Annotated in this window: 23 protein-coding genes; 8 read left to right on the forward strand and 15 right to left on the reverse strand. The window is 73.1% G+C overall.

Annotation, left to right across the window (positions count from 1 at the left end):
- Positions 1-10 precede the first annotated feature (10 nt).
- Positions 11-631, forward strand: coding sequence for a putative glycolipid-binding domain-containing protein (locus tag V6U79_RS07415; RefSeq protein ID WP_334528849.1), 621 nt, complete (start codon positions 11-13; stop codon positions 629-631).
- 33 nt (positions 632-664) lie between these two features.
- Here the strand turns inward: V6U79_RS07415 and cds1 are convergent, their stop codons facing one another.
- The 3 genes from cds1 to V6U79_RS07430 are packed head-to-tail and all read right to left on the reverse strand — an operon-like array spanning position 665 to position 3,119.
- Positions 665-1,756 carry an L-cysteine desulfhydrase Cds1 gene (cds1, locus tag V6U79_RS07420; RefSeq protein WP_334528852.1) on the reverse strand — a complete coding sequence of 364 codons (1,092 nt, stop codon included), beginning with the start codon at positions 1,754-1,756 and terminating at the stop codon, positions 665-667.
- A gap of 22 nt (positions 1,757-1,778) precedes the next feature.
- The gene (locus tag V6U79_RS07425; protein ID WP_334614021.1) at positions 1,779-2,606 is read right to left on the reverse strand and encodes an SDR family NAD(P)-dependent oxidoreductase; all 828 of its coding nucleotides are present in this window, start codon (positions 2,604-2,606) and stop codon (positions 1,779-1,781) included.
- Between the two features lie 57 nt (positions 2,607-2,663).
- On the reverse strand, positions 2,664-3,119 hold the full coding sequence (locus tag V6U79_RS07430; protein WP_334528859.1) for an Lrp/AsnC family transcriptional regulator: 456 nt from the start codon (positions 3,117-3,119) through the stop codon (positions 2,664-2,666).
- A gap of 268 nt (positions 3,120-3,387) precedes the next feature.
- Here V6U79_RS07430 and V6U79_RS07435 point away from each other — a divergent pair, with 268 nt between their 5' ends.
- On the forward strand, positions 3,388-3,654 hold the full coding sequence (locus V6U79_RS07435; RefSeq protein WP_334452084.1) for a BldC family transcriptional regulator: 267 nt from the start codon (positions 3,388-3,390) through the stop codon (positions 3,652-3,654).
- A gap of 69 nt (positions 3,655-3,723) precedes the next feature.
- Here V6U79_RS07435 and V6U79_RS07440 read toward each other — a convergent pair whose 3' ends face one another.
- Positions 3,724-4,353 carry a UbiX family flavin prenyltransferase gene (locus V6U79_RS07440; RefSeq protein ID WP_334528862.1) on the reverse strand — a complete coding sequence of 210 codons (630 nt, stop codon included), beginning with the start codon at positions 4,351-4,353 and terminating at the stop codon, positions 3,724-3,726.
- A 180-nt stretch (positions 4,354-4,533) separates the two neighbouring features.
- On the opposite strand from V6U79_RS07440, the gene V6U79_RS07445 reads away from it, so the two are divergent.
- The gene (locus tag V6U79_RS07445; RefSeq protein ID WP_334528866.1) at positions 4,534-5,475 is read left to right on the forward strand and encodes a terpene synthase family protein; all 942 of its coding nucleotides are present in this window, start codon (positions 4,534-4,536) and stop codon (positions 5,473-5,475) included.
- On the opposite strand, the gene mqnP is transcribed toward V6U79_RS07445, so the two are convergent.
- The 3 genes from mqnP to V6U79_RS07460 all read right to left on the reverse strand — a co-directional run bounded on the left by mqnP (position 5,472) and on the right by V6U79_RS07460 (position 8,637).
- Positions 5,472-6,383 carry a menaquinone biosynthesis prenyltransferase MqnP gene (mqnP, locus tag V6U79_RS07450; RefSeq protein ID WP_334528869.1) on the reverse strand — a complete coding sequence of 304 codons (912 nt, stop codon included), beginning with the start codon at positions 6,381-6,383 and terminating at the stop codon, positions 5,472-5,474. The genes V6U79_RS07445 and mqnP overlap by 4 nt on opposite strands.
- Entirely contained in the window at positions 6,383-7,843 is a 1,461-nt protein-coding gene (locus tag V6U79_RS07455) for a menaquinone biosynthesis decarboxylase (protein WP_334528871.1), read from the reverse strand. The genes mqnP and V6U79_RS07455 overlap by 1 nt, the downstream gene beginning before the upstream one ends.
- Positions 7,844-8,079: 236 nt before the next feature.
- The gene (locus tag V6U79_RS07460) at positions 8,080-8,637 is read right to left on the reverse strand and encodes a carboxymuconolactone decarboxylase family protein (protein WP_334614022.1); all 558 of its coding nucleotides are present in this window, start codon (positions 8,635-8,637) and stop codon (positions 8,080-8,082) included.
- Between the two features lie 109 nt (positions 8,638-8,746).
- Here V6U79_RS07460 and V6U79_RS07465 point away from each other — a divergent pair, with 109 nt between their 5' ends.
- Positions 8,747-9,223, forward strand: a complete 477-nt coding sequence (locus V6U79_RS07465) for a MarR family winged helix-turn-helix transcriptional regulator (RefSeq protein WP_334614023.1) — start codon at positions 8,747-8,749, stop codon at positions 9,221-9,223.
- 366 nt (positions 9,224-9,589) lie between these two features.
- Here the strand turns inward: V6U79_RS07465 and ccsB are convergent, their stop codons facing one another.
- From ccsB to hemL, 6 genes are read right to left on the reverse strand one after another with little or no spacing between them, the layout of a single operon-like run.
- Positions 9,590-10,564, reverse strand: a complete 975-nt coding sequence (gene ccsB / locus V6U79_RS07470; protein ID WP_334528879.1) for a c-type cytochrome biogenesis protein CcsB — start codon at positions 10,562-10,564, stop codon at positions 9,590-9,592.
- Positions 10,564-12,231 (reverse strand): cytochrome c biogenesis protein ResB, encoded by a 1,668-nt coding sequence (resB, locus tag V6U79_RS07475; protein ID WP_334614025.1) that lies wholly within the window; start codon positions 12,229-12,231, stop codon positions 10,564-10,566. The genes ccsB and resB overlap by 1 nt, the downstream gene beginning before the upstream one ends.
- Positions 12,231-13,052 carry a cytochrome c biogenesis CcdA family protein gene (locus V6U79_RS07480; protein ID WP_334614026.1) on the reverse strand — a complete coding sequence of 274 codons (822 nt, stop codon included), beginning with the start codon at positions 13,050-13,052 and terminating at the stop codon, positions 12,231-12,233. The genes resB and V6U79_RS07480 overlap by 1 nt, the downstream gene beginning before the upstream one ends.
- Positions 13,052-13,627 (reverse strand): TlpA family protein disulfide reductase, encoded by a 576-nt coding sequence (locus V6U79_RS07485; RefSeq protein ID WP_334528888.1) that lies wholly within the window; start codon positions 13,625-13,627, stop codon positions 13,052-13,054. Before V6U79_RS07485 ends, V6U79_RS07480 begins: the two co-directional genes overlap by 1 nt.
- Positions 13,627-14,274 carry a histidine phosphatase family protein gene (locus V6U79_RS07490; RefSeq protein ID WP_334528891.1) on the reverse strand — a complete coding sequence of 216 codons (648 nt, stop codon included), beginning with the start codon at positions 14,272-14,274 and terminating at the stop codon, positions 13,627-13,629. Before V6U79_RS07490 ends, V6U79_RS07485 begins: the two co-directional genes overlap by 1 nt.
- A gap of 6 nt (positions 14,275-14,280) precedes the next feature.
- Positions 14,281-15,618 (reverse strand): glutamate-1-semialdehyde 2,1-aminomutase, encoded by a 1,338-nt coding sequence (gene hemL / locus V6U79_RS07495; RefSeq protein WP_334528894.1) that lies wholly within the window; start codon positions 15,616-15,618, stop codon positions 14,281-14,283.
- Positions 15,619-15,756: 138 nt separating this feature from the next.
- On the opposite strand from hemL, the gene V6U79_RS07500 reads away from it, so the two are divergent.
- Positions 15,757-16,089: an STAS domain-containing protein gene (locus tag V6U79_RS07500; RefSeq protein WP_334528897.1), complete on the forward strand. Its 333-nt coding sequence runs from the start codon at positions 15,757-15,759 to the stop codon at positions 16,087-16,089.
- Positions 16,090-16,158: 69 nt separating this feature from the next.
- Here V6U79_RS07500 and V6U79_RS07505 read toward each other — a convergent pair whose 3' ends face one another.
- Together V6U79_RS07505 and V6U79_RS07510 are read right to left on the reverse strand one after the other, a co-directional pair.
- Positions 16,159-17,751, reverse strand: a complete 1,593-nt coding sequence (locus V6U79_RS07505) for an ABC transporter permease (protein ID WP_334614028.1) — start codon at positions 17,749-17,751, stop codon at positions 16,159-16,161.
- Entirely contained in the window at positions 17,748-18,659 is a 912-nt protein-coding gene (locus tag V6U79_RS07510; protein WP_334528903.1) for an ABC transporter ATP-binding protein, read from the reverse strand. Before V6U79_RS07510 ends, V6U79_RS07505 begins: the two co-directional genes overlap by 4 nt.
- 91 nt (positions 18,660-18,750) lie before the next feature.
- On the opposite strand from V6U79_RS07510, the gene V6U79_RS07515 reads away from it, so the two are divergent.
- The 3 genes from V6U79_RS07515 (at position 18,751) to V6U79_RS07525 (ending at position 21,514) form a co-directional block, all read left to right on the forward strand.
- The gene (locus tag V6U79_RS07515) at positions 18,751-19,269 is read left to right on the forward strand and encodes a GbsR/MarR family transcriptional regulator (RefSeq protein ID WP_334528905.1); all 519 of its coding nucleotides are present in this window, start codon (positions 18,751-18,753) and stop codon (positions 19,267-19,269) included.
- Positions 19,270-19,279: 10 nt separating this feature from the next.
- Positions 19,280-20,224 carry an RNA polymerase sigma factor SigJ gene (sigJ, locus tag V6U79_RS07520; RefSeq protein ID WP_334614029.1) on the forward strand — a complete coding sequence of 315 codons (945 nt, stop codon included), beginning with the start codon at positions 19,280-19,282 and terminating at the stop codon, positions 20,222-20,224.
- 93 nt (positions 20,225-20,317) lie between these two features.
- Positions 20,318-21,514 carry an NAD(P)/FAD-dependent oxidoreductase gene (locus tag V6U79_RS07525; protein ID WP_334614030.1) on the forward strand — a complete coding sequence of 399 codons (1,197 nt, stop codon included), beginning with the start codon at positions 20,318-20,320 and terminating at the stop codon, positions 21,512-21,514.
- The last annotated feature ends 32 nt before the right edge of the window (positions 21,515-21,546 follow it).

Genomic DNA, 21,546 nt, shown 5'->3' on the forward strand with positions numbered 1-21,546 from the left:
CGTCCGACCCATGCCGAGGTCACTCTTCTGGAGTCGGACGGACACCGCCGGCGCCGAGCACGCCGTCCTCGACGACGGCCCCGGATTCGCCGCTCGCGGCACCCAACTCGCCGTGGACCCGATTGCCTACACCTGCCGCTACCGGTTGGCCACCGGGCCGGACGGGGCCGTCACGTCGCTGGAGGTGGAGGCCGAGGGGGCGGGCTGGTCGCGCCGCGTCCGCCTGGAGCACGGCGCGGGCCGCTGGCGGGTGACCACCGGCGAGCAGGGTGACCTGGACGCGGCGCTGCGGGCCGCCGGCCAGCCGCCGGCCGGCCTGCCGGGCGTCGAGGACCCGGACCGGTTGCACGACGCCCTCGACGTCGACCTGGGCGGTTCCCCGCTCTTCAACAGCCTGCCGGTGCGCCGGCTCGGGCTGGCCGCCGCGCCGGCCGACCTGCCCCGCACGGTCACCGTGGCCTGGGTGCTGGTGCCGAGCCTGGAGGTCGTGCCCGCCCGGCAGGTCTACACGCCCCTCGGGCCGCACCGGGTCCGCTACGCCAGCGACAGCTTCCGCGCCGAGTTGGAGCTGGACGACGACGGTCTGGTGCTGCGCTACCCGGGTCTGGCCGAGCGGGTCGACGCCCGCTGAGATCCCCGGGCGCGCGACCACGACGGCGGGTGGTCAGGCCGGCCAGGCCCCGGTGGCGAGGAAGCGCTCGACGGTGTCCAGGTGCGGCGCCAGGTCCATGTCCTGCCGGGCCACCCACTCGTCGTCGTAGTAGGTGTCGGCGTACCGGTCGCCGGCGTCGCAGATCAGGGTGACCACCGAGCCGGTCCGCCCCTCGGCGAGCATCTCGGCGATCAACCCGAACGCGCCCCAGAGGTTGGTGCCGGTGGAACCCCCGACCCGGCGGCCCAGCACGGCCGAGCCGGCGCGCATGGCGGCCAGCGAGGCCGCGTCGGGGACCTGCGTCATCCGGTCCACCACCGAGGGCAGGAAGGACGGCTCGACGGTGGGCCGGCCGATCCCCTCGATCCGGGAGCCCCGGCCGGTGCGGGCGGTCCAGTCGGCGGTCAGCCAGGCCGCATAGAACGCGGAGTTCTCCGGGTCCACCACGCAGAGCTTGGTGGGCAGCCGCCGGTAGCGGGCGTACCGGCCGATGGTGGCGCTGGTGCCGCCGGTGCCGGCGCCGACCACGACCCAGGCGGGGATCGGGTGCCGCTCCAGGGAGAGCTGCGCGTAGATCGACTCGGCGATGTTGTTGTTGCCCCGCCAGTCGGTGGCCCGTTCGGCGTAGGTGAACTGGTCCATGAAGTGCCCGCCGCTGTCCTCGGCGAGCCAGCGCGCCTCGATGACCACCTTGGCCGGGTCGTCGACCAGGTGGCAGCGCCCGCCGTGGAACTCGATCTGGGCGATCTTCTCTGGCGAGGTCGACGCGGGCATCACCGCGATGAACGGCAGCCCCAGCATCCGCGCGAAGTACGCCTCGGAGACCGCGGTGGAGCCGGACGAGGCCTCGATCACCGTGGTGTCCGGGCCGATCCATCCGTTGCAGAGCCCGTAGAGGAAGAGCGAGCGGGCCAGCCGGTGCTTGAGCGAGCCGGTGGGGTGCACCGACTCGTCCTTGAGGTAGAGGTCGATCCCCCAGGTCCGGGGCAGCGGGAAGGGCAGCAGGTGGGTGTCGGCGGAGCGGTTGGCGTCCGCCTCGACCGTGGCGATCGCCTCGGTCACCCACGTCCGGCTGGCCTCGTCGCACCGGTCGAGATGAGTCACGCCGGCAACGTTACAAGCGAGGTCAGCTCGGGTCCGGGCCGGCCCGGCGGCGCTGGCGGCGCTGCCCGGACCGGCCGGCGGCCCGGACCACCGGGGTGAGCGCGAGCGCCAGCCGGGGCAGCGCGTCGAGCAGCCGTACCTGGGCGCCGCGCCAGCGCGGCAGGCTGACCACCGGCCGGGGCCGGCGGGCCAGTCGGGCGGCGCGCGCGGCGACCCGCTCCGGCGTCAGCATCGTCCCGGTGAAGGAGGCCAGGGCGCCGGGGTCGTCGAGCCGGTCGTGCAGCATCGGCGTCCAGATCCCGTCCGGGCACAGGCACGACACGTGTACGTCCGCCAGGCCGGCCATCCGCAGGTCGGCGAGGGTGCCGAGGCTGAACGCGAGCAGCGCGTGCTTGCTGGCCGAGTAGACGGTCTCGCCCGGGGCGGCGATCAGGCCGGCGAGGGAGACGACGTTGAGCACGTGGCCGTGCCCCTGGCCGCGCATCACCGCCAGGGCGGCCAGGGTGCCGGTCATCGCGCCGAGGGCGTTCACCTCGACCACCCGCCGCCGGGTCGCCGCGTCGTGCGTCCAGGACGGGCCGGTGACCAGGATGCCGGCGTTGTTCACCCAGAGCCCGAGGCCACCCCGGCCGGCCGCCTCGGCGGCCACCTCGGCGCAGGCCGCCTCGTCGCGCACGTCCAGGCCCCGCGACCAGCCACCGAGCGGCGCGGCGGCGGCAGCGGCAGCGTCGGCGTCGAGGTCGGTCAGGAGTACGGGCCAGCCGTCGGCGTGCAGCGCGGCGGCGATCGCCCGACCGAGGCCGCCGCCCGCGCCGGTCACCACGGCGGTCCCGCTCGCTGGCGTCGTCACCGCCGCAAGGTAGCCCCTCGACCCGCCGCTGCGGAAGGGCTCGTGACCCGCCTGCGGTCAGGCGGGTGGTTCGGCGGGTTGGGGGCGGTTCTCCCACTTGGTCGACAGGGCGATGCCGGTGCGGGTGGAGGCGACGCCCGGGGTCCGGTTGAGGCGGACGATCAGCTGCTCCAGCTCGGCGATGGTGCCGACCCGCGCCTTGAGCATGAACGACTCGACGCCGGCCATGAAGTAGCAGGACTCGATCTCGGGCATCACCCGGAAAGCCTCCAGCACGTCGTCGGTGTCCCCGCCGGAGTCCTCGACGATGCCGATCAGCGCGGTCACGCCCAGCCCGATCGCCTCGGGCTCCACGTCCGCCCGGTACGCCCGGATGACGCCGCTGGATTCGAGCTTGCCGACCCGCTCGTGCACGGCCGGCGCGGAGAGGCCGACCTGCCGGGCGAGTTCGGCGTACGACAGGCGGGCGTTGCCGCGCAGCAGCTCGACGAGGCTCAGGTCGATGGCGTCCACGGAGTGTGACCTTAGCTGGCCGGGCGTAACGTCCGACGCTCGGCACCCGTTGAACATCACGCAGTGTCACAGTTCCCAGACTGATGGTGAAAGGGGTCCGGCGCCGGTACCATTTACTAACTTCCCACTCAGTGCGTTTTTCGCGTTTGGCGGACAGGCCAGGTCGCTGGTGCTGTAATTGCCATACGTCCCTCATGACGGCTCTGGGCTCGCACCGGCCGGGGGCAGTGTGTTCAGCCGGGGGCTTCGTCGACGCGAGGAGGGGGCTGTGGACACTGGAGATCGCCTGCTGACACCGGGTGAGGTCGCCGCGCTGTTTCGGGTTGACCCGAAGACTGTGACGCGCTGGGCGGCGGCTGGCCGGATAGGCAGCATCCGGACTCCAGGCGGGCATCGCCGGTTTCGGGAATCCGAGGTGCGGGCCCTGCTGGAAGGGGAGGGCATGCTGGACGAGGCGGAGGACATGGGCAAGCCACGCAACGTGGGCCCGGCCGCCTCGACCGGGCCGGGTCCGGCCAACGCCGGGATGTACTGAATGGTGCGAACGGGTACGCGGACCGGCCGTCAGGACCGGTCCGCCTCCGTCTGAGCGGAGCGAGCGGGCTCAGGAACGGTCGGCGGCGAGCTGCCCCGACCAGCGCCGGAACAACGTGTGCGGCACGCCCAGGGCGTCGAGCACCTTGCCGGCCACGAAGTCGACCAACTGCCCGGCGGTGGCGTTCGCCCCGGCGCCGTAGAAGCCCGGGCTCGCCGGCAGCACCACCGCCCCGGCGTCGTGCAGCGCGATCAGGTGTTCCAGGTGGCTGCGGGTCACCGGGGTCTCCCGGGGCACCAGCACCACCGGCCGCCGCTCCTTCAGGTTGACCTCGGCGGCCCGCTGCAACAGGTCCTTGGAGAGGCCGATCGCGATCCCGGCGCAGGCGGCCGTGCTCGCCGGCACCACCGCCATCCCCCGTACCCGGTAGGAGCCGCTGCTCGGCCCGGCGGCCAGGTCGCCGGCCGGCCAGTGCCGCACGTCGGCGCCGGTGAGGTCCCGGCCCAGCCAGGCGGCCAGGTCCTCGGCCCAGTGGCCGTCCCGGAACGGCCGGCCGGTCTCGTCGAGGACGGTCAGCCGGGCCGCCCGGGAGACGATCAGGTCCACCGGTTCATTCGCGTCGAGCAGCCCACGGACGACGGCCGCCGCGTACGGCGTGCCGGACGCCCCGGAGACTCCGACCACCCATGGTTCGCGCATGCCGTCCAGCCTGCCTGGTGGCCGCCCGGCCCCGCCCGCCGGCCCCCCGGGCGGCGGGCGGCCCGTGCCGCCGGGTCGCCGCCGTACCGTGACCGCCGGGACGCCGGCCGGGGCGGCGCCGCCGGTACGGACCTGACATGCTGCCGTCGGCGACCCGCGCCGGCACGGGAAGGATCGGGCATGGTCGAAGGCGTCCTCTGGTCGCTCCGGTCCGCCTGTCCGATCCCGCCCCGGCTCTCCCCGCACGCGGACGCGGTGCAGGAGTGGCTGATGGACCGGCTGCCCCGGTGGGGTCTGCCGGTGGACGTCGACGCCGTGCGCCGGGCCGGTTTCGCCCGGTACGCGGGCCGGCTCTACCCGGACGCCACCGAGCCGGACCTGCGGACCCTGACCGCCCTGTTCACCTGGTTCTTCCTGGTCGACGACGCCTGCGACGGCGCGCTCGGCCCGGCGCAGTTACGTGCGTTGCGGAGCGGGACGCTGAGCCTGCTGCACGAGGGCCCGCGCCGGCGGCATCCGGGCCTCGACGGACCGCTGCGCCGGTTGCTGGTGGAGGCGTGGCGGGCGCCGCGCCGCCGGATGCCGGCGCGCTGGCGGGTGCGGTTCGCCGACGCGGTCGCCCACCACCTGGACGGGGCGTGGCGGGAGTCGGTGGCCCGGAGGGCCGGTCGGGTGCCCGGGGTGGCCGAGTACGTCGAGCTGCGCCGGGCCACCTCGGCGGCGTACGTCTCGTACCCGCTGATCGAGTTCGCCACCGGCCGGCCGCTCCCGGACCCGGTCTACCACCACCCGCTGCTGCGCCGGCTCGGCGATCTCGGCAACGACCTGCTCTCCTGGTACAACGACCTGGCCTCGCTGGACCGGGACCGGTCCACCTCCGGCGGGCACAACCTGGTGCTGGCGGTCGCCGCCGAGCGGGGCGTACCCGTGGAGGCCGCCGTGGCGGTGGTGGCCGAGCGGTGGCGGGAGTCGATGGCGCGGTTCGTGGCGCTGCGCGCGACCGTGCCGTCGTTCGGTCCGGCGCTGGACGAGTCGGTCGCCACCCACCTCGACGGGGTCGCGAACGCCGTCCGCGGCACCGTCGACTGGACCCTGGAGTCCGCCCGCTACCCCGCCGGTTAGGGGCGCAGGCCGAGCCGGATCACCAGGTCGAGCAGGGCGAAGGCGAAGAGCGCGATGCCGACGAACCCGTTGGCGGTGAAGAACGCCCGATTGACCTTGCTCAGGTCGGTGGGGCTGACCACCAGGTGCTGGTAGCCGAAGGCGACCGCGGTGAGCGCCAGCCCGATCCACCAGAGCCAGCCGAAGCCGAGCAGCGCGCCGAACCAGACGAAGAGCGCGAAGGTGACCACGTGCGCGACGGTGGAGGCGTGCAGCGCGAAGCGCAGCCCGTAGCGGGCCGGGACGCTGTGCACGCCGATCTTTCGGTCGACGTCGGCGTCCTGGCAGGCGTAGATCAGGTCGAAACCGCCGATCCAGAGCCCCACCGCGGCGCCGAGCAGCCAGGCCGGCCAGGAGCCGTCGAGGGTGCCGGTGACGGCGAGCCAGGCGCCGACCGGGCCGACCGCCTGGGCGATGGCCAGGATGGCGTGCGGCCAGTTGGTGAACCGCTTGCCGTAGGGGTAGACGACCAGCGGGATCACGGCCAGCGGGGCGAGCACCAGGCAGAGCGGGTTGAGCAGGGCGGCGGCGGCGAGGAAGACGACCAGGGCGACCGCCGCGCCGGTCCAGGCCGTCCGCACGCTCACCGCCCCGGTGACCAGTTCCCGGTTCGCGGTACGCGGGTTCCGCGCGTCGATCCGCCGGTCCAGGATCCGGTTGGCGGCCATCGCGAACGTCCGCGCCCCGACCATCGCCACGGTGATCAGCAGCAGGTCGAGCCAGCGCACCCGCCCCCCGTCGACCTGCATGGCGGTCAGCGCCGACAGGTACGCGAAGGGCAGCGCGAACACCGAGTGCTCGATCGCGACCAGCTTGAGGAAGGACTTCACCCGGCCCGGGCGTTCGACGGGCTCCAGCACGGCGGTCATCAGATCCCGTACTCCTTCCAGCGCTTGTCGACCAGGGAGGTGACCTCGGGGGACATGGTCATCTCCTCCGGCCAGCCCCGCGTGTAGCCCTCGGCGGGCAGCTTGCGGGTCGCGTCGACGCCGGCCTTGCCGCCCCAGAACTGCTGGTACGACGAGTGGTCCAGGTGGTCCACCGGGCCCTCGGTGAGCAGCAGGTCCCGGGCGTAGTCGACGTTGCCGAAGGCGCGGAAGGCCACCTCGTTGTAGTCGTGCACGTCGCAGTCCTCGTCGACGATCACGATCAGCTTGGTCAGCGACATCAGGTGCGCGCCCCAGATCGCGTTCATCACCTTCTGCGCGTGCTTCGGGTAGCGCTTGCGGATCGACACGATCGCGCAGTTGTGGAACACCCCGGCGGCCGGCAGGTCGTAGTCGACGATGTCCGGGATCAGCAGCTTGAGCAGCGGCTGGAAGATCCGCTCGGTGGCCTTGCCGAGACCGTGGTCCTCCTGCGGCGGCTTGGAGGTGACGATCGAGTGGTAGACCGGCTCACGCTGCATGGTCATCGCCTCGATGTGCAGCACCGGGAACGGCTCGACCGGGGTGTAGTAGCCGGTGTGGTCGCCGAACGGGCCCTCGGGCAGCCGCTCGCCGGGCTCCAGGTAGCCCTCCAGCACGATCTGGGCGTGCGCCGGCACCTGGAGCGGCACGGTCAGGCAGTCGACCATCTCGACCCGCTCGCCGCGCAGGAAACCGGCGAACAGGTACTCGTCGATGTCGCCGGGCAGCGGCGCGGAGGCGGCGTACGAGACGACGGGGTCGCAGCCGATCGCGACCGCGACCGGCAGCCGCTGGCCGAGCCGCTCGGCGACCGCGTGGTGGGCGGTGGAGTCCTTGTGGATCTGCCAGTGCATGCCGAGGGTGTTGCGGCCGTGCTGCTGGAGCCGGTAGAGGCCCAGGTTCCGCTTGCCGGTCTCCGGGTGCTTGGTGTGGGTCAGCCCGTAGTTGTGGAAGATCCCGCCGTCGCCGGGCCAGACCTGGAGGCCGGGCAGCTTGTTGAGGTCGACGTCGTCGCCGCGGTAGACCACCTGCTGGCAGGGGGCGGTCTTCACCTTGCGCGGCGGCACCGACTTGAGCTGCATGACCTTGCCCAGCCCCTCCCGGATGCCGGACCAGCCGACCGGCAGCTCGGGCTTGACCAGCGCGCCGATCCGGTCGCCGATCTCGTCGAGCGAGTCGACGCCGAGCGCCATCGCCATCCGCTTCTCGGTGCCGAACAGGTTGATCGCCACCGGCATCTCGCCGCGGGTGGGATGCTCGAAGAGCAGCGCCGGGCCACCCGCGCGGACCGTCCGGGTGACGATCTCGCTGATCTCCAGGGTGGGGTCGACGGGGACGCTCACCCGCCGCAGCTCACCCGCGCGCTCCAGCGCCGCGAGGAAGTCCTTCAGATCGGTGTACGGGAAGCCACGAGCCGCCATGCCGCCCAGTCTCCCGCACCGGGTGCGGCGACGACGACTCCGGGTGGCGTGAGCCGGGGCATCGGCGCCTGACGCGGTCCTCGCGGCCGTCCACGACGGTCCGGCACCCACCCGCTGACCGCATCCGGGACGCCACTTTCTGCCGCCTCGATCCGGATCGACGGACGCGACGCAACCGTTCGCCACCCGACACCCGCACGTGACGGCATCCCAGCCCGCCGGGACGCCGCGACCTCTCAGGCGGCGGCCGGCTCCCAGGCGTACGCGGCCAGCGGCGGGTCGAGCGGCGCGGCGGTGAGCCGGTTGGCGAAGGTGGAGATGGTGTACGTGCCGACGCCGAGCACCACGTCCAGCGCGTGCCGCCGCTCGAAGCCGGCGGCCAGGAAGGCGTGCACCCCGTCGTCGGGCACCGCGCCCCGGTGGTCGAGCACGGCGAGGGTGAACCGGCGCAGCGCCTCCAGCCGCGCGTCGGGCAGCGGCGTGCCGGCCCGTAGCGCGTCGATCAGCTCGGGGTCGGCGCCGAGCCGGGTCAGGGTGGCGGTGTGCAGCGCGACGCAGACGTGACATTCGTTGCGACCGGCGACGGCCAGCACCACCACTTCGCGCTCCAGCGGGGCGAGCCCGCTGGACTCGAAGTGCCGGTTGGCGGTGAGGAAGCCGGCGAGCAGCTCCGGGGATTCGGCCATCAGCCCCACCGGGGCGGGCAGCCAGCCGAACTTCCGCCGTACCCCCTCGATGGCCGGGCGGGCGGCGGCGGGCGCGGTCTCGGGGGTGTGCGTGGTGAAGACGGACACGTGGGCCTGCTCTCGGGATTGGTGCGGGCGACGGCGGGGACGCGACTGCATCCTGCGTGACGTAAGGTCGTCAACGTGGTTGTCCAAATCGTAAACCCGGTTGTCGAACATGGCAACGACTGAGCCCGAGCGGCCCGGCTACCTACTGCCCCTGCTGCTGCTGGCCGGCTTCCGTACGCTCATCGACGACCTGCACGCGGAGCTGGCCCGGCAGGGGCACCCGGAGCTGCGGCCGCTGCACGGCTTCGTGCTCCAGGCCGTCGGCGCCGACGGCACCACCGCCACCGAGCTGGGCCAGCACCTCGGCATCTCCAAGCAGGCCGCCGGCAAGACGGTGGATCGACTGGTCGCCCTCGGCTACCTGGAACGCGCCAACGACCCGCGCGACGCGCGGCGGAAGCTGGTCCGGATGACCCCGCGCGGCCTCGACGGGCTGCGCCGTTCGGCGGTCGTCTTCGACCGGCTGCGGCAGCGGTGGGCCGCCACCCTCGGCCCGGACCGGGTCGCGGCGATGGAGGACGACCTGCGGGCCGTAACGCCGGCCAACCCGTTGCGGCTCGACGTACCCGGCTGGTTCGGGGGCTGACCGGGCAGGACCAGGACCGGACCAATCTCTCCCGCTACGCGCGGCCGGACCGCACCCCGCGCACCCCGACTGCCGCAGCTCCCGCCTTGATCGCCAAACGCGCGACCGGCCCAACTTCTAGATCTTGGACACTTCCTGTCAGGTGCTAACGGAAACTGTCCAAGATCTTGTGATGAGCGGCAGGCTCGGGTGCTGGTTGTGGGCCGCGAGCTGCGCGAGGGTTGCCGCATGTCGGACGCGTACGTTGTCGGCGACACGGACGGGCTGTCGCCGCTACCGGCCGAGCTGGCGTGGAGGCGCGTCAGATCGACGAGGATCACGTCCGGACCGCCGACGGCTGGCCGCCCGCAGGCGGAAGCAGCTCCGTCAGAGGCCGCCGTACGAGTGCAGGCCCTCGAAGAAGATGTTCACGCCGAACAGGTTCATCAGCACGGTGAGGAAGCCGAGCACGGCGAGCCAGGTCGCCACGTTCCGCTTCACGCTCGGCGTGGCCCGCGCGTGCAGGTAGCCGGCGTAGACCACCCAGGAGATGAACGCCCAGGTCTCCTTCGGGTCCCAGCCCCACGGCCGGCCCCAGGCCGCCTCTGCCCAGATCGCCCCGGCGATCACCGCGAAGGTGAAGATCGGGAAGGAGAAGGCGTGCAGCACGAAGGTCAGCCGCTCCAGGGCCGCCGCCGCCGGCATCCGCTTCGCAAGGATGTACGGGAAGCTCCGCTTGCCCTGCTCGTAGCCGGCCCGCATCAGGAACGCCACCGCCGGCACCACGCCGAGCAGGAAGATGCCCGAGGAGAAGACGATCGTCGAGACGTGGACGATGAACCAGTACGAGTTGAGCGCGGGGACCAGGGGCACGATCGGCACGTAGAGCACCAGCTCGGCGGTCGCCACCAGCAGCACCATCACCAGGGTCAGGAAGAGCCCGAGGCGGCGCAGCGACGGCCGCTTCACCAGCACCACCAGCCAGGCGGCGACGCCGATGAACGAGACCGTCAGCACGAACTCGTACATGTTGCCCCAGGGCATCCGGTCGGCGGCGATGCCGTGCGTGACCAGCGCCGCGAGGTGCAGCAGGGCGGCCACCACGGTCGCCCCGACGGCGACCCGGCCGGCCAGCAGGGCCCGGTGCGCGGTGCGCTCGGCTCGGCTCGTCCCGGGCCCGGCCGGCGCGACCGGCGTTCCGCCGCCGCTCGCCCCGACGCCGGCGCCGACCAGCTCGCGGGCGGGCGCCGCGGAGGCCAGGCCGCGGGAGTTGCCGAGCGCGTACTCGACGGCGTGGCTGATCATCGCGATCAGGTACGCCAGGATCGCGAACGTCACCAGCTGGTCGGAGAGTGCGGACATCACTCGGCTCCTTCTCGCGCTCCGGCCGGGTCGCTTCCGTCGCGACCCGCACCGGCCCGCTCGTCCGGCCGACCGTCACCGCTGACCGCGGCGACGAGCTGCGCGAACTCGTCGGCGAACCCGGGGTGGTCGGTGCGCGGCAGGCCACCGGCCTCGACCAAACTACTACCGGCCGTCGGAGATCCACCTGTGGGGTCGACGGCGCCGGCCGGCAGGAGCCGGAAGAAGACCCGGCGGCGCCGGCCGAAGAGCGAGCCCATCAGGCCGACCAGCAGCACCACGGAGCTGGCCAGCAGCAGCGTCGAGCCGGGGTCGTACCGGACGGAGATGGTGATGTACTGCTCGCTGCCCAGGAACTCGACCCGGCTGCCGTCGTCCAGCGTCCAGGTCTCTCCCTTCTTCAGCAGCTTCGTGCCGACCTCGGTGAGCTTGCCGGCCCGCACCTGCCGCTGGTCCAGCTCGTAGATCGAGCCGGGGATGCCCGCGTCCAGCCCCAGGTTGCCCCGGTACGCCACCAGGTTCAGCGCGGGGTTGCGCTCGGTGGGGTACTCGGAGCGGGCGTACGGCGGCGACTCGGGTGCGGTCGGCAGGTAGAGGCCGGAGAAGGCCACCTGGAGGTTCGGGTCCCGCCCGCCGGTCGCCGGGTCGACGTTGGCGTCGGGGAAGGCGGCCAGGCCCTCGCTGGTCAGCCCGATGTCGCCGGTGGTCAGGAACGGCACCGTGCTGGTCTGGCTGCGGCCGAACCGGTCGATGTAGCGGATCACCGGGGCGTAGCCGTGACCGAGCAGGTAGACGTTGGCGCCGTCGAGCCGCAGCGGCGAGTTGACCGAGAAGTCGGCCTGCTGCCGCTCGCGGCCGGTCTTGTCGAACTCGGTCACCGTGGCGTTGAAGAACTCCGGCTGACCGGTCTCGAGGAACCGGGCCTGGAACTCGTCCAGCCGCAGGCAGAAGTCGGGCAGGTCCCCGCTGCCCACGCGCGGGCCGAACTTCGACTCGGCGTACTGCTGCTGGGTGTTGCAGAAAGCGTTGTCCGCCCCCGCCACCAGCAGCTTGTTGCCGTTCCAGCCGTACCACGAGCCGAGCGCGACGCCCACCAGCACCACCACCATCGAGGTGTGGAAGAGCAGGTTGCCGGTCTCCTTGAGGTAGCCCTTCTCGGCGGAGACCTCGTCACCCCGGACCACCACCCGCCAGCGCCGGCGGCGCAGCGCCTCGGCGATCGCCGCCGTTCCACCTTCCGGCGCGGTCAGCACCGTGTGCTGCGGCAGCCGGTTCAGCCGCTTCGGCACGACCGGCGGCTTCGCCCGCAGCGCCCGGACGTGCTCGCGCAGCCGGGGGGTGATGCATCCGATCAACGAGGTGAACAGCAGCACGTAGATCGCGGAGAACCAGATCGAGCCGAACGCCTCGAACGCGCCGATCCGGTCCAGCACCGGGGCCAGGTCGGGGTGCGCGGTGAAGAAGTCCCGGACGTCCTCGGGGTTGACGCCGCGCTGGGGCAGCACCGAGCCGGGGATGGCGGCGACCGCGAGCAGGAAGAGCAGCACCAGCGCGGTACGCATGCTGGTGAGCTGCCGCCACGAGTTGCGCAGCAGCGCCAGCACCGGGTTGGGCCGGCGCCGGGGCGCCCCGGCCAGCGGGGCCGGCCGCTCGTCCACGACGGTCATCAGATGCTCACCTCACCCACCCCGACGGTGGTCTGCAACCAGATCACGACGTTGGTCCACCCGCCGGTGACCAGCGCGAGGCCGATCAGGATCAGCAGGGCGCCACCGACCCGGGTGACCCAGCGGCTGTTGCGCCGGACGGCGCGGAAGACCCCGAGCAGGCGTTGGAAGCCCAGCCCGAAGACGACGAACGGTATCCCCAGCCCCAGGCAGTACGCCACGGCGAGCACCACCGCGCGGTCGGTCTGCCCGCCGACGGCGGCCATCCCGATCACCGCGCCGAGCGTCGGGCCGACGCAGGGCACCCAGCTGAGCGCGAAGACCGCGCCGAAGACCGGCGCGCCGAGCAGCCCGGCGGAGGGCAGCCGGGAGATCCGGAACTCCCGTTCCATGCCCGGCACCAGCCCCACGTAGCCCAGCCCCAGCACGACGATCAGCGCGCCGATGACGATCTCCAGCGTGCGCTCGTACTCGAAGAAGACCTTGCCGACGCTGGCGAAGAGGATCGCGGTGGCGGTGAAGACGACGGTGAAGCCGCCGATGAAGAGCATCGTCCCGGCGAGCACCCGGCCCTTGACGGCGGCCCGCTCGGTCCGTTCGAGCACCGCCACCCCGCCACCGGCGGCGGCGTCGTCGGCCGGGGGCGCCGGGCGGCGGCCCTCCAGGTCGGCGCCGGCCAGCCCGGTGACGTACGACAGGTAGCCCGGCACCAGCGGGAGCACGCACGGCGAGAGGAAGCTGACCAGCCCGGCCAGCGCCGCCGCGCCGATGGCGAGCAGCAGCGGGCCGGACTGGGCGAGTTCGCGGAACGTCTCGCCCATCAGCGCTGGCCGGTCGGCGCGGGCGACTCCGCGGCGATCCGCTCGACGATGGGCTGGAGGCCGTCCTGCTTGACCGCGGCCCGGATGACCGCGGCGATCCGGCCCTCCCGGTCCAGCACGACGGTGGCCGGGATGGTGTTCGGCGGGATGTCCATGGCCAGTGCCAGCCGGCTCGGCGGGTCGAAGAGGCTCGGGTAGGTGACCCGGCCCTCCTCGAACGCCTTCGCCTTGTCCCGCTGGTCCTGGATGTTGATGCCCATGAAGGTCACCCCGGAGTCCTTGGTGGCCTGGTAGGTGTTCTCCAGGTCGTCCGCCTCGGCCCGGCACGGATTGCACCAGGAGCCCCAGAAGTTGAGCACTACGACCCGGCCGCGGTCCGTCGCCACGTCGTAGCTGCCGCCGGTGACCAGCTCACCGCTGATCTTCGGGGCCGCCGAGCGCTGGTCGGGGGCGCACTCGATGACACCGTCGGAGTTGGTGCCGCAGGCCTCCTCCCCGCTCGCCGAGGAGCAGGCAACCACCGTCACCGTGGTGACGGCGGCGAGCAGACCAGCGGTCCACCTGCGGGCGTTCATCAGGCCCCCTTGGCTGTCCGGGCGGTCGCCGACATAGCGATGAGGTGCGCGGCGGGCTCGGTGTAGGCGATCCCGCTCACCTTCGCGCCGTCGAAGTGGAAGGAGGTGAGGCTGGCCAGGCCGCACTGCCGGCGGCGCGGGTCGTGCCAGAGCCGCTTGCGCTCGACGTAGCGGCGCAGCGTCCAGATGGGGAGCTGGTGCGAGACGAGCACCGCCTCGCGCCCCTCGGCGGCGACCCGGGCGGCCTGCAGGGCGGCGAACATCCGCTCCGCGATCGCCTGGTACGCCTCCCCCCAGGAGGGGGTGACCGGGTCGCGCAGCACCCACCAGTTGCGCGGGTCGCGGAACGAGCCGTCGCCCGGCGAGACCTTCTTGCCCTCGAACCAGTTGGCGCTCTCGATCAGCCGCTCGTCCACCCCGACGGGCAGGCCGAACTGGGCGGCGATCGGCTCGGCGGTCTGCTGGGCGCGCTCCAACGGGCTCGCCACCACGTGCACGATCTCCCGCTCGGCGAGGCCCTGGGCGGCCGCCTTGGCCATCTGCACGCCCAGCTCGGAGAGGCGGAAACCGGGCAGCCGCCCGTAGAGGATCTGGTCCGGGTTGTACACCTCGCCGTGCCGGAGCACGTGGACAATCGTGCTGCTCACCGCTACCTACCCCCCGTGACCGGCCGCTGCCGCCGCGTTCGCCGCCGCCGGAAGCGCGGCGGAGATCTGCTCCAGAGCGGCGTCGTCGATCGCCGCCGAGACGAACCACGACTCGAACGCGCTCGGCGGCAGGTAGACGCCGGCGGCGAGCATCGCGTGGAAGAACGCCTTGAACGCGGGCACCTGCTGGGTGCGGGCGCTGTCGTAGTCGACCACGTCGGCGTCGGTGAAGAAGATCGAGAACATGTTGCCGGCGTACGAGAGCCGGTGCGGGACCCCGGCGGCGGCCAGCGCGTCGGCGGCGAGCTTGCCCACGACGGCGGCGGTGGAGTCCAGCCGGTGGTAGAGCGCGTCGTCGGCGAGGCGGAGCGTGGCCAGGCCGGCGGCGCAGGCGAGGGGGTTACCGGAGAGGGTGCCGGCCTGGTAGACCGGGCCGGCCGGAGCCAGTCGCGACATGATCTCCGCGCGCCCGCCGAACGCCGCGGCCGGCAGCCCACCCCCCATGACCTTTCCGTACGTCCACAGGTCGGCGTCGGCGGCGTCGAGGCCGTGCCAGCCGGACCGCGAGACCCGGAACCCGGTCATCACCTCGTCGATGATGAGCAGCGCGCCGTGCGCGTGGGCGATCGCGGCGAGCCGGGAGTTGAAGCCGTCGCGGGGAGCCACCACGCCCATGTTGCCGGCGGCGGCCTCGGTGATGATCGCCGCGATGTGCGGCCCCTCGGCGGCGAAGACCTGCTCGACCGCCGTGATGTCGTTGTACGGCAGCACGATGGTGTCGCCGGCCGCCGCGCCGGTCACGCCGGGCGAGTCGGGCAGGCCGAGGGTGGCCACGCCGGAGCCGGCGGCGACGAGCAGCGCGTCCGAGTGCCCGTGGTAGCAGCCGGCGAACTTGACGATCTTGGAGCGACCGGTGAAGCCGCGGGCCAGCCGGATCGCCGACATGGTCGCCTCGGTGCCGGAGTTGACCAGGCGGACCTGCTCGACCGGGGTACGCGCGACGATCTCGTCGGCCAGCTCCACCTCGCCCGGCGTCGGGGTGCCGAAGCTGGTGCCCCGGCCAGCCGCGTCGCGGATCGCCGCCACGACCTCCGGGTGGGCGTGGCCGAGGATCAGCGGCCCCCACGAGGAGACCAGGTCGACGTAGCGCCGGTCGTCGGCGTCGTACAGCCAGGGGCCCTCACCCCGGACCATGAAGCGCGGGGTGCCACCCACGGCGCGGAAGGCGCGCACGGGGGAGTTCACCCCGCCCGGCACGATGGCCTTGGCGCGGTCGAACAGGGCCTCGGAGGCCGGCGCGTCGGCCGGGTAGCGGCCGGATCCGGCGGAAAAGATATCGGTCACGATGCCGCCATTGTGTCAGCGCCGGACCGGGAATCGGCAGCCACCCCGGGCTGGGGTTACCAGGCTCACCCCGGCACGTACGACCGTCGTTGATCGCCTCACCGGGCCGGGTCACGGAGATCGCGATAGGCTGACGCGGTGGATCGTGCCGAACTGTCCATCACGGTACATCGGACGGGCGATGAAGCGGTGCTTCAGCTCGCCGGTGAGATCGACATGCTCACCGCCGCCCAACTGTCGACCGTCGTGAACGAGGTGCTCGCCGATTCCCCGCCGCGCATCGTGCTCGACATGGGCGGGGTCACCTTCTGCGACTCTCAGGGCCTGGGCACCCTGGTGGTGCTCAGCCGCAAGGCCAGTCACCTGCGGAGCCTGCTGATGCTGAGCAACGTCGGCGACTTCCTGCTCCGCGTCCTCGACATCACCGGCCTGCGCTCCGCCCTGATGATCCGCAACGAGACCGCCCCCTGATCCGCCGATCATGAGGTTGGCGGCGGAGGATCCCCTCCGGTGCCGCCAACCTCATGGTCGACGCTGGGTTCAGGGGGTGGGGAGGTCGCGGCGGCGGAGGGCGGTCAGGCCGGTGGTGGTCAGCAGGAGGGCCAGGGCGGTCAGGGCGAGCAGGGGCGTGGCGACCCAGTCGTCGTGGAGCACCTGCGGGGTGTGGGTGAACGGGGAGAGGTCCATCAGCCACTGGCTGAGCTCCAGCACCGCGCCGACCTGGCCGAGCAGCACGCAGAGCGCGAGCGCCGCCCAGGCCGCCCCGGCGAACCGGGGCAGCAGCCCGTACAGCAGCACCGCCAGGCCCGCCAGCACCCAGGCGGCCGGCACCTGGGCCAGGGCCACGCCGAGCATCCGAGGCAGCTGACCCGGCACGTCCCCGACGCTCGCCCCGTAGGCCGCCCCGGTGCAGAGCCCGGCGACGGCGAGCACCACCACCGGCCCGACCAGCGCGAAGACCAGGTGCGAGGCGACCCAGCGGGACCGGCTCACCCCGGTGGCCAGCAGCGGCTCGGCCCGGCCGGCGGTCTCCTCCGAGCGCATCCGCAGCGCGGCCTGGATGCCGTAGCCGGCGGCGGCCAGCCCGACGAAGCCGAGGGTGGCACCGAGGTACGCCTCGGCGAGCGCGTCGGCGCCACCCAACCGGGCCATGATCTCCGCCAGCTGGGCGTTGCCCTCGACGGCCTTGCCGGCGGCCTCCGCCGCCCCGCCGAGGATCAGCCCGAGCAGGCCGAAGCCGACCGACCAGCCGAGCAGCTGCCCGCGGTGCAGGCGCCAGGCGAGGCCGAGCGGTCCGGCGAGGGCCGGACCCGCGGCGGCCGGGCCGAGGCGGGGTGGCAGCAGCCCGGCGCCGAGGTCCCGCCGCGCCGACACCGGGTACGCCACCACGGCGAGCAGCACGCTCAGCGCGACCGGCAGCGCCAGCACCCACCACTGCTCCCCGGCGAAGGCGCGCACGCGCGGCGCCCAGCCGAGCGGGGAGAGCCAGCTCAGCCAGTCCCGCTCCGCGGTGTCGCCGGCGAGCCGGAGCACGAAGGCCACGCCGAGCACCGTCACCCCGATCCCCCGGGCACCGCCCGCGGCCTCGGTGAGCTGGGCGGTCAGCCCGCCGACGGTGGCGAAGACCACACCCACCAGCGCGGCCGAGAGCCCGTACGCCAGCGACCCGGCCGCCGGCAGCCCGGTGGCGGACAGGCCGGCCGCGGTGAGCAGGCCGAGCAGCAGGTTCGCCGCGTACGTCACGGCCAGCGCGGCGGTCAACCCGGCGTGCCGGCCCAGCACGGTGGCGCCGAGCAGCTCCCGCCGGCCGGCCTCCTCCTCGGTGCGGGTGTGCCGGATCACGGTCAGCAGGCTGGCCAAACCGATGACCAGCGACAGGAAGCCGCCGCGTTGGGCGGTGAGCGCACCGATGCTGTCGCCGTGGACGGGGCCGAGCAGCGCCACGATCGACGGGTTGCTGCCGGTGCCGGCCACGTACGCGGCCCGCTCGGCGGCGGTCGGGTAGAACTCGGCGAAGCTGGTGGCGTAGCTCATCGGCAGCACGCCCAGCAGCAGCACCCAGAGCGGCAGCAGGACGCGGTCCCGGCGCAGGATCAGCCGGACCAGGTGGCGGGTGCCGGCGAGGGCGCTCATCGGGTCGCCTCTTCCGCCGGCAGCACGGCCGTCTCGTAGTGCCGCAGGAACAGCTCCTCCAGCGTGGGCGGCTGGCTGACCAGGCTGCGTACGCCCAGTTCGGTGAGGCGGCGCAGCGCGGCGTCCAGCGCGGCGGTGTCCACGTCGAAGCGCACCCGGTTGCCGTCCAGCCGCAGGTCGTGCACCCCGGCGAGGTCGCCCAGGCCGTCCACCGGGCCGCTGAGCTCGGCGTCGATGGAGGTGCGGTGCAGGTGGCGCAGCTCGCCCAGGGTGCCGGTCTCCACGGTCCGGCCGTTGCGGATGATCGTCACCCGGTCGCAGAGCGCCTCCACCTCGGCGAGGATGTGGCTGGAGAGCAGGATCGTCCGGCCGTCCCGCCGGGCCCGTCCCACCCAGTGCTGGAAGACCTCCTCCATCAGCGGGTCCAGGCCCGAGGTGGGTTCGTCGAGGATGAGCAGTTCGACGTCGGAGGCGAGGGCGGCGACCAGGCCGACCTTCTGCCGGTTGCCCTTGGAGTAGGCCCGGCCCTTCTTGCGCGGGTCCAGCTCGAAGGAGTCGAGCAGCTCGGCGCGGCGCTTCGGGTCGAGCCCGCCGCGCATCCGGCCGAGCAGGTCGATGACCTCCCCGCCGGAGAGGTTGGGCCAGAGGGTGACGTCCCCGGGGACGTACGCCAGCCGGCGGTGCAGCGCGACCGCGTCGCGCCACGGGTCGCCGTCGAGGAGTCGGACGGCCCCCGCGTCCGCCCGCAGCAGTCCGAGCAGCACCCGGATGGTGGTCGACTTGCCGGCGCCGTTGGGGCCGAGGAAGCCGTGCACCTCACCGGCACGGACGGTGAGGTCGAGACCGTCCAGCGCCCGGGTCCGGCCGAAGGTCTTGACCAGGCCGGTCACCACAATGGGAGTTTCCATGCATCGGAAGCTACACTCGTTTCACAAAGTTGTGAAGACTGTGAGATCCGGGGCACGATCAGATTCCGACCGCAGTGAGGAGCGCCCGCAGATGACCGACGATCGCCGCCCCAGCCGCAACGAGGAGGAGATCCACCTCTTCGTCGAACGGATGGCGATGGCCTTCGCGGAGGCCGGGTTCCCCCGGATGGCCGCCCGGGTGCTCTTCGCCGTGATGAGCGCCGACGAGCCGCTGACCGCCGCCGAGATCGGCGAGCGGCTGGGGGTCAGCGCCGCGGCCGTCTCCGGGGCGGTCCGCTACCTGACCCAGTTCGGCACGCTGATCCGCGAGCCGGTGAAGGGCTCGCGACGGGACCGCTACCGGATGCCCGACAATCCCTGGTACGAGGCGACGGTCACCAAGACCGGCCTCTACAAGACCTTCATCGACATCGCCAGTGGCGGCGTCGACGCGCTGCACGGCCGGGAGACCCCCGCGGGCGAGCGGGTCGCCGAGATGCGCGACTTCTTCGTCTTCGTCCAGGAGGAAATCGACGCGCTCGGCGAGCGCTGGCGGGCCCGGCGGGCGGCCACCGGCTACCCGGGCCACCCCGGCCCCCACCCCACCTAGGATCGGGGCCATGGCCCTGACCGCGAAGGACGTCGACCGGTTCGAGGCCGCCCGGCACCGCCTGGAGACCATCGCCTACCGCCTCCTCGGCTCCGCCGGGGAGGCCGAGGACGCCGTGCAGGAGACGTTCCTGCGCTGGCAGGCCGCCGACGTCGACCGCATCGAGGTACCCGAGGCCTGGCTCACGAAGGTGCTCACCAACCTGTGCCTCAGCCAGCTCACCTCGGCGCGGGCACGGCGCGAGACCTATGTGGGCCAATGGCTTCCCGAGCCGCTGCTCGCCGGGGACCCGATGCTGGGCCCGGCCGACACCGCCGAGCAGCGTGAATCGGTCTCGTACGCGGTCCTCACCCTCATGGAGCGCCTCTCTCCCAGGGAGCGGGCGGTGTACGTGCTGCGGGAGGCCTTCGACTACCCGCACCGGGAGATCGCCGAGGTCCTCGACATCACCGAGGCCGCCAGCCAGCAGATCTTCCATCGCGCCAAGAGGCACGTCGCGGACGGCAAGGCCCGCACCGAGGTAGATCAGGCCGCCGCCCGGCGGATAGTCGAGGAGTTCCTGGCGGCCGCCACCAGCGGCCAGACCGAGCCGCTCGTGCGGCTGCTCACCGAGGACGCGATCTCGACCGGCGACGGGGGCGGAAAGGTCCCGGCCCGCGCCAAGGCGTTCGAGGGCGCCCTCGCGGTCGCGAAGTTCCTGCGGGGCCTGTTCACACCCGGCGAGGCCAAGCGCGCCATCATCGGCGGCGCGCCGGAGGTCTACGCCTGGACCGCCAACGGCGACCCCGCCGTCGTGGCGGTCCTCGACGGCCGGGTCGTCGGCGTCATGTGCCTGGAGGTCACCACCGAGGGCATCGCCGCGTTCCGCAGCCAGGTCAACCCCGACAAGCTGGAGCGCGCGAGCGAGCGGTTCGCGGCCTCCGACCACGGGGAACCGCTGTTCAAGGCCTTCTGACCCCTCGTGTGAGGTGCTTCACATCGCGTTCCTGTCAGGAACCGGCGGGTCGCCCGGTTCAAGTGGCGAACCCGCGTCAGACAGGAGCACGAGATGCAGCACCGCATCGTCGTCATCGGAGCCGGCTACACCGGAGCCATCGCCGCCGGCCGCCTCGCCAGGCGGCTGCACCGCGAGGACGTCGCCATCACCCTCGTCAACGCCGAACCCGACTTCGTGGAGCGGGTCCGGCTGCACCAACTGGCGGTCGGCCAGGACCTCAAGCCCCGGCCCCTCAGCGAGATGTTCGCTGGCACCGGCGTCGAGCTGAAGTGCGCGAAGGTCACCGGCGTCGACGTCGACCGTAGGACCGTCGCCGTCATCGACGCGAACGGCGCCGAGGAACTGGAGTACGACAGCCTCGTGTACGCCCTCGGCAGCGGCTGGGAGGCCCAAGGCGTCCCCGGCGCCGCCGAGCACGCCCATGAGGTCGCCAGCCGCCCCGGAGCACTCCGGCTGCGCGAGCGCCTGGCCCGCCTGGAGGCCGGGCAGACCGTGACCGTCGTCGGCGGCGGCCTCACCGGCCTGGAGGCCGCGACCGAGATCGCCGAAGCCCGCCCGGACCTCGACGTCGCCCTCGCCGCCCGCAGCGGCCTCGGCGACTGGCTCTCGCCCAAGGGCCGCGGGCACCTGCGGAAGGTCTTCGACAGGCTCGGCATCACCGTGCACGAGCACGCCGCCGTCACCGGCGTCGAAGCCGACCGCGTCACCACCGCCGACGGCAGGGCCATCCCGGCCGCGGTCACCGTGTGGACCACCGGCTTCGCGGTCCACCCGATCGCGAAGGCCACCGCCCTGGAGGTCACCGGCGCCGGCCAGATCGTGGTCGACGCGACCATGCGCTCGGTCTCGCACCCCGACGTGTACGCCGTCGGCGACGCGGCCTACGCGATGGGACCGGGGAACAAGCCGCTGCGGATGTCGTGCGCCTCGGGCACCCCGGCCGCGTGGCAGGCCGCCGACGCGATTGCCGCGCGCCTGACCGGCGGGAAGCTCCCGAACATGCCGGTCCGCTACTTCAACCAGTGCATCTCGCTGGGCCGCAGGGAAGGCCTGATCCAGTACGTCACCGCCGACGACCGCGCCGTCCGGGCGGCCCTGACCGGACGGCTCGCCGCCGTCTACAAGGAACTGATCTGCAAGGGCGCCGCCTGGGGCGTCGCGAACCCGACGCTCAGGATGCCGACCCGGCGCCGCCGCGTCGCGCGGGAGCGGGCCACGGCGGGCGCGGCCGTCGAGACGGTGGCCTAGCGGATCCTGGGGGCGGGTGGGCGGCGTACCCG

The sequence above is a fragment of the Micromonospora psammae genome (assembly GCF_036902725.1).
In the GTDB taxonomy this organism is placed as follows: Bacteria; Actinomycetota; Actinomycetes; order Mycobacteriales; family Micromonosporaceae; genus Micromonospora.